The sequence below is a fragment of the Nocardiopsis protaetiae genome, from assembly GCF_045446735.1.
GTDB classification, from domain to species: Bacteria; Actinomycetota; Actinomycetes; order Streptosporangiales; family Streptosporangiaceae; genus Nocardiopsis; species Nocardiopsis protaetiae.
The window spans coordinates 1-5,288 of sequence record NZ_JBJJBV010000376.1 but is presented as its reverse complement, the minus strand read 5'-3'; the positions used below and the strand labels follow the sequence as shown (position 1 = coordinate 5,288).

General features: G+C 69.7%; 4 protein-coding genes. All 4 read right to left on the bottom strand.

Annotated features, from left to right (window positions below; all coding sequences use genetic code 11):
- Window positions 1-47 precede the first annotated feature (47 nt).
- The 4 genes from rfbH to ACJOT3_RS32220 all read right to left on the bottom strand — a co-directional run bounded on the left by rfbH (window position 48) and on the right by ACJOT3_RS32220 (window position 5,205).
- Window positions 48-1,349, bottom strand: a complete 1,302-nt coding sequence (rfbH, locus tag ACJOT3_RS32235; RefSeq protein ID WP_406976913.1) for a lipopolysaccharide biosynthesis protein RfbH — start codon at window positions 1,347-1,349, stop codon at window positions 48-50.
- Window positions 1,350-1,378: 29 nt separating this feature from the next.
- A complete protein-coding gene (locus tag ACJOT3_RS32230) occupies window positions 1,379-3,265 on the bottom strand; it encodes a KedN5 family methylcobalamin-dependent radical SAM C-methyltransferase (RefSeq protein ID WP_406976912.1) in 1,887 nt (628 codons plus the stop codon).
- 123 nt (window positions 3,266-3,388) lie between these two features.
- Window positions 3,389-4,735, bottom strand: a complete 1,347-nt coding sequence (locus ACJOT3_RS32225) for an acetyl-CoA carboxylase biotin carboxylase subunit (protein WP_406976911.1) — start codon at window positions 4,733-4,735, stop codon at window positions 3,389-3,391.
- Window positions 4,732-5,205, bottom strand: coding sequence for an acetyl-CoA carboxylase biotin carboxyl carrier protein (locus ACJOT3_RS32220; protein WP_406976910.1), 474 nt, complete (start codon window positions 5,203-5,205; stop codon window positions 4,732-4,734). The genes ACJOT3_RS32225 and ACJOT3_RS32220 overlap by 4 nt, the downstream gene beginning before the upstream one ends.
- Between the last annotated feature and the right edge of the window lie 83 nt (window positions 5,206-5,288).

The window sequence follows — 5,288 nt, the reverse complement described above, 5'->3', positions numbered from 1 at the left end:
GGGCCGGCCCGGGAAGCCCCGGGCCGGCCCTTTCCGTCCTGTGCCCCTCAGCGCCTCGAAGTGACGAAGTCGCGGATGGTCGAGGTGGCGTAGTCGATCATCTCGTCCGTCAGCCCGGGGAAGACCCCGAACCAGAAGGTCCGTTCCATCACCGCGTCGCTGTTGGCCAGGTCCCCGCACACCCGGTGCTCGACGTCCTTGTAGGCGGGCTGGCGCAGGAGGTTGCCCGCGAACATCATGCGGGTCCCGATCCGGCGCGACTCCAGGTGCTCCACCAGGTCGTTGCGGGTGAACCCGGCGTCGGGCGTGACCGTCAGGACGAACCCGAACCAGCTCGGTTCGCTCCCCGGTGCGGCCTCGGGCATGAGCAGGCCCGGCAGTCCGTCCAGCGCCTCCCTGATCCGCTTCCAGTTGCGCCGCCGGGCGCGGGTGAACTCCGGGAGCCGCTGCAACTGCGACAGGCCGAGCGCGGCGTGGAGGTCGGAGGACTTGAGGTTGTAGCCCACCCGCGTGAACGTGTACTTGTGGTCGTACCCGGGGGGCAGGGTGGCGAAGTCCTGGAGGTAGCGCTTGCCGCAGGTGTCGCAGTCCCCGGGTTCGCACCAGCAGTCCCGGCCCCAGTCGCGCAGGGACTCCACCAGGCGGGCGATCTTCGGGCTGTCCGTGGTGACGCACCCGCCCTCGCCCATGGTCAGGTGGTGCGCGGGGTAGAAGCTGATGGTGCTGAGGTGGCCGAACCCCCCGGTGGGCCTGCCCTGGTAGAGCGTGCCCATCGCGTCGCAGTTGTCCTCCACGAGGAACAGGTCATGCTGCCGCGCCAGTTCCGCGATCTCGGCGACGGGGAAGGGGTTGCCCAGGGCGTGGGCGATCATGATGGCGCGGGTGCGGGGGCCGATCGCTTCGGCGACCCGCTCCGCGGTGGTGTTGTAGGTGCCGAGTTCGACGTCCACGAAGACGGGGACGAGGCGGTTCTGGACGATGGGGTTGACGGTGGTCGGGAACCCGGCGGCGACCGTGATGACCTCGTCGCCCGGCCGGAGCCTGGCGTCGCCCAGCTCGGGCTGGGTGAGGGCGGTCAGGGCGAGGAGGTTGGCCGAGGAACCCGAGTTGACCAGGTGGGCCTTGCGGCGCCCCAGGGTCCGGGCGAGTTCCCGTTCGAAGGCCGCGGCGGAGGGGCCCGCCGCGATCCGCATGTTGAGGGCGACCTCCACGAGGGCGACCCGGTCCTCCTCCGTGAGCACGGCCCCGGACGGCATGACCAGGGTCTCCCCGGGCACGAAGGGCTGTTTCTCCTTCTCTCGGTGGTACTTGCGGACTTGCTCGAGGATGAGGTCTGCTGCCTCGCTCATCTCTGCCTCCGTGCGCGGTGGTCGGTGGTTCAACTCATGCCGGCCGTCTTGCGGGGGAGCGCCATGTAGTGCGCCGCCGTCTCGTGGTTGTCCAGGTGGTCGTGGAACCCGACCTTGGCCTCGAAGACGTAGGTGGTCTCCACGGGCTCGGGCGCGGCGACCTCCTCCCCGCCGCGCCACTTCTCCAGGGCGGCGTCGACGTCGACGGCGAAGGTGACGGGACCGCTGACGTAGCAGTCCTGGTCGTCGACCGTGCGGACGTCCCAGCCGGCCGGGACGTCGGCGTCCGGGGGCTGGTAGACCGGCCGGGACCAGCACTCGAAGTCGTAGAGGGCCTCGGCGAACGGCCGCCACTCGTCGGTGAAGCGGGGGACGATCTCCTCGCTCCACCAGGCCCGGATGAACCGGTCGAGGTCCGGGGAGGTGAAGAGGCGGCGCAGACCGGCGGCCACGGCGGGCGACTCCGCGATGACGGGGGCCAGTTCGAGGAACGAGACGACCTCGGGGGCGTCCGAGGCCTCGGCCCTCTCCATGAGGCTGCGGATGACCTGCGACTGCGTCATCCCGATGAGGAGGCGCAGCGGGGTCCACACGTGGCGGAGGAACTGGTTCTCCCCGAGGATGCGGGCCCAGAAGATGAAGCGCTGCATCTCCAGGTTCTCCTCGAACGTGGAGGAGCGGTTGGCCAGCACGTACTCGAAGTCGTCGTTCTCGCCCCGGACGGTGACGAAGCCGTGGAGCTCCCGCTGCTCCACATAGGAGGTGTTCGGCAGGAGCAGCATCGGGTACACGGCGATCCGGGAGACCTTCTCCGCGAGGCGGTCGTACCCCTCCAGGAAGGATTTCGGGGTCTCCCCCGGGGCGCCCCAGATGAGTTCCGCGTAGCAGTCGAGGCCCTGCTCGGACAGCCAGTCGGCCAGGACCTCCCACTGGTTCACCTTCATGTTGCGCCGCTTCATGTCGGTGAGCGCTTCGGTGTTGAGGGTCTGTAGCGCCAGGGTGAAGGAACTCTGGAACCCGTGGTTCTTCAGATTGGTGACGATGTCGTAGAAACGCTTGGACTTGTTCTTGGCCCAGCTGGTCTCGAGCGCCCGCGGGTACCCCCGGCGCTCGCGGGTCTTGATGAGGTCCTCGACGAATTCCTCGTCCGATTCCAGCAGGCCGAAGTTGGAGTCGCACAGGACGATGGTGTGCGCTTCGTGGAAGGCGAAGTAATCGAGTTCCTCGGCGAGGCGCTCGCGGCCGAAAGCGCGCATGCGCTGGCCGACCGCCCCGCCCCAGTAGCAGAACGAGCACTTGTAGGGGCAGCCCCGGTTGGTCTCCATCAGGGCCACGTCGTAGCGGAAGTTGCCCGCGGCGTCGAGCATGGGCAGCGTGCCGTTGAGGAAGGGCGAGGGGATGGTGTCGAGGTCCTCGATGCGCGGGGGTTCCTCGGTCGTGCGGACGGTGCCGTCCGGCAGGCGGTAGGAGATCCCCGGCACCGTGGCCGGGTCCAGCCCGTCCGGGTTCTCGAGCCGGTAGGCCAGCAGGTCGCGGAAGGTGAACTCGCCCTCCCCGTTCGCGACCACGTCCACGTGGGTGCACTCCCGGAACACCCGTTCGCCCTGGTGCGCGACGTGCGTGCCGCCGAACACCACCAGGCCCTTGGGGTTGATCTGCTTGAAGGTCTCGGCGAGGCAGGAGAAGGTCCGGTAGTTCCAGCCCAGGACCGAGAACGCGAGGACGTCGGGAATGGATTCGACGAATATGGCGCGCGCCATGTCCGTCAACTGCATTCCGCCGCGGAAGTTCTGGATCTCGACATCGACGGCATCCCCGATCTTCGGGTCTTGGTCGATGACGGACTTCAGATATCCGGCCGCGAGCGGCATGGAATCCAAAGGCATGTCCCAGGCGCCCTGCTGCACCAGTTTCACCGTTAATACCATCGGTCCACGTCTCCAAAGAGGAAAACAATCCGTCGACAGATGTTCCTTCAGCCCGCTCGAGGGACGGTCGACGTGGATTGGGGGTATTCCGGAGAATTCTCCGGCCCGGTGTCACATCGTGTCGACGAGGGAGGTGGTGTGCTCGGCCTCCGCGAACTCCTTCCGGGCCAGGACCGCCAGGAGGAACGGGATCGTCGTGCGCACGCCCTTCCCGGAGATCCGGAACTCCTCCAGGGCGCGGCGCATGCGCAGGACGGCCGTGTCGCGGTCGGGTGCCCACACGACCACCTTGGCCAGCAGGGAGTCGTAGGCCGGGGAGATCCGGGATCCGGCGGACATGTGGGTGTCCACGCGGACGAACGGCCCCCCGGGCGGGTGGAACTCCTCCAGCAGGCCCGGAGTCGGCGCGAATCCGCGTTTGGGGTCCTCGGCGTTGACCCGGCACTCCAGGGAGACGCCCCGCGGCCGCACGTCCAGCAGCTCCTGGGCGAGGGGCGCCCCCCGGGCGACCTGGATCTGCTCGCGCACCAGGTCGATGTCGGTGACCATCTCGGTCACCGCGTGCTCGACCTGGATGCGGCTGTTGACCTCCATGAAGTAGAACTCGCCGTCCTGCGCGAGGAACTCGAAGGTGCCCGCGCCCACGTAGCCGGCGGCCCGTGCCCCTGTGATCGCGGCCTGCCTGATCCGCTCCAGCAGGTCGTCGGGCAGACCGGGCGCGGGGGTCTCCTCGATGAGCTTCTGCTGGCGGCGCTGTACGGAGCAGTCCCGCTCCCCGAGGTGGACGGCGGCGCCGTGCGCGTCGCACAGGACCTGGACCTCCACGTGCCGGGCCCGGTCCAGGTAGCGCTCCATGTACACCCGGCCGTCCGCGAAGAACGCGTGCGCGTCGGCGCGGGCCTCCAGGTAGGCGGTGCGCAGGTCAGCGGGGCGGTGGGCGATCCGCATGCCCCGGCCCCCTCCCCCCGCGGCGGCCTTGACGATGAGCGGGTAGCCGATCTCCCCGGCCAGGCGCTCCGCCTCCTCCACGTCCGTGACCGAGTCCAGTGTTCCGGGGAGCAGCGGCAGACCCGCCTCGCTCATGATCCGGCGGGCGCTGGCCTTGTCCCCCAGCTGTTCCAGGACGCCCGGCGGGGGCCCGATGAACGTCAGCCCCTCGTCGACGCACACCCGGGCGAAGTCGGGGTCCTCGGACAGGAACCCGTAGCCGGGGTGCACCGCGTCGGCGCCCCGCTGGAGGGCGGCGCCGACCACGGCGGCGATGTCGAGATAGCTCCGCTTGGAGGGGGTGGGACCGATCCGCACCGACTCGTCCGCCATCCGGACGACCTGGGATTCGTCGTCGTCGACGGAGTGGACGGCGACGGTCCCGATGCCCATCTCGCGGCAGGTGCGCGCGATGCGCACCGCGATCTCCCCCCGGTTGGCGATGAGGACCTTGGTGAGCGTGCGGTTCATGCGGCGGCCTCCGCGGTCAGGAGGATCAGGGGTGTCCCGAACTCGACCTGGTCGCCGTCGCCCGCGAGGATCTCGGCGACCCGGCCGGCACGGTCCGCGGTGACCGGGGTCATCAGCTTCATGGATTCCAGGATCGCGAGCTGCTGCCCGGCCCGGACCACGTCCCCCACGGCCACGAACGGGTCGGCCCCCGGCGCGGGGGCCGTGAAGAAGGTGCCGACCAGTTCCGAGCACACCGGGTGGTGGTCGGGGTCCTCGCCGGGGGCGGCGGGGGCGGGCGGCGGCCCGGCGGCCGCGGTCGCGGGCACGCCCTCGGCCGCGTCCCCCTCCACCGGCCACTCGACCTCGACCGCGATCCCTCCGGAGCGGACGGAGATCCTCCTGGGCGGCAGGTCCGCCAGGGGAACGAGTTCGGCCACCGCGCGGACCAGGTCGTCGAGAGCGCGGTTCTCCACGGACACATCCGTCATGATCGACTCCTCACCGGGTTGGCCGTGTGGACGGCGACTGGGTGCCAAAACGTTGGAAGCGCTCGCGGCGCTCGTGGACGATC

Excerpts from the sequence above, each read along its gene's own strand:
- ACJOT3_RS32220 (WP_406976910.1), bottom strand. The coding sequence starts at position 5,205 with ATGACGGATGTGTCCGTGGAGAACCGCGCTCTCGACGACCTGGTCCGC.
- ACJOT3_RS32225 (WP_406976911.1), bottom strand. The coding sequence starts at position 4,735 with ATGAACCGCACGCTCACCAAGGTCCTCATCGCCAACCGGGGGGAGATC.
- rfbH (WP_406976913.1), bottom strand. The coding sequence starts at position 1,349 with ATGAGCGAGGCAGCAGACCTCATCCTCGAGCAAGTCCGCAAGTACCAC.